Source organism: Oscillibacter sp. CU971 (assembly GCF_905219725.1).
Taxonomy (GTDB): Bacteria; Bacillota; Clostridia; order Oscillospirales; family Oscillospiraceae; genus Oscillibacter.
Window position 1 is genome coordinate 1 of sequence record NZ_CAJMXG010000544.1, and the last position, 1,179, is coordinate 1,179.

At 52.6% G+C, this 1,179-nt stretch carries 2 protein-coding genes and 1 pseudogene; all 3 read right to left on the reverse strand.

The window, feature by feature from the left end; translation table 11 throughout:
• A partial coding sequence (locus tag JX325_RS17280) for a ParA family protein (protein WP_204792240.1) occupies window positions 1–616 on the reverse strand: 616 nt, incomplete at its 3' end.
• A 97-nt stretch (window positions 617–713) separates the two neighbouring features.
• Window positions 714–842, reverse strand: a pseudogene (locus JX325_RS17285) (recombinase family protein); the annotation flags it as partial.
• 91 nt (window positions 843–933) lie between these two features.
• Window positions 934–1,122, reverse strand: coding sequence for a hypothetical protein (locus tag JX325_RS17290; protein WP_120486414.1), 189 nt, complete (start codon window positions 1,120–1,122; stop codon window positions 934–936).
• Between the last annotated feature and the right edge of the window lie 57 nt (window positions 1,123–1,179).

Here is a 1,179-nt window from a genome sequence, read left to right on the forward strand (position 1 = left end):
CTACAATCTCACGGGAGTAGTTGGTCCTCATATCCGCCATGGTTATGAGAATACCCGCAATGTCCAAACGAGGGTTGATTTTCAGCTTCACCTTTGATATAGTGCGGATGAGCTGTTCCAATCCCTTGATGGAAAGGTAATGCGCCTGCATAGGAATGATTACTTCGTCCGCAGCGGCCAGGGCGTTGATGGTCAGCATACCGAGTGATGGGCAGCAGTCCAGCAGAATCACATCGTACTGTTCCCGGACGCTGTTCAGGTATTCGCGCAGGATTGTCTCACGGCTCATGGTGTTCACCAGCGTAACCTCCAGACCGGACAACTCAATGTTGGCGGGAAGAAGATCAACGCCCTCCGCCTGATGGATGATACCCATTCCGGGAAGTACAGGCTTATCCGTAATGATAAACCCCAGCACATCGGCAAGGGTCCCTTCAAGCTGGTCCGGGTGCTGATAGCCCAGGCTGGCGGTAAGCGAACCTTGGGGGTCTACGTCCACCAGGAGGACCTTCTTGCCTTCCCGTGCCAGCCCGATTCCCAAATTGACCGTTGTTACAGTCTTGCCAACTCCGCCTTTCTGGTTGCAGATTGCCGTAATTTTGGCTGCTTTGCTCATTTTGGCCTCCTTCTATGTTCATAGAATAAAAACAGGACTAAACCAGTGCGCCCCTTGCTGTGGGGTGTTGCTGATTTAGTCCTATTTTAACAGGCCCGTCCTTGTAGTCCTTGAAATTCCCTCCCCGCAGCTCGTACTTGCAGAACTCGATCTGGCTTTCAATGCTGATACTGTCTTTACGGTCCACAGACTGTCTCGCGTAGATAGCGTCAATGCGATTTTCCATTGTCGGCTCCTTTCCGTATCGGAATGGAACTGTCAACCTTTACAAGTATATTATACCAAAGACAGCCCCAAATCACAAGGATGTCACCCGGTCAGCGCATTTCCGCGCGGCCCGGAGCGTACTTGCGGAACACGGAATAAAGCCCCGTCTCGATCTCCCGCTTGCGCTTGTCCCGCACCTTGGGGGCGAGAATAGGGGTCAGGTTTTCAACGGTAATCGTCCGGCCCTGGAAAGAGGCCGTTTTCACTTCCTTGTGGTAGCTGGTCCTCGTGTGTGCCATAATCTGCCCTCCTATGTAAAACGGGGGTTCCTATGCGTACAAGTTTCCCGCTGGGTA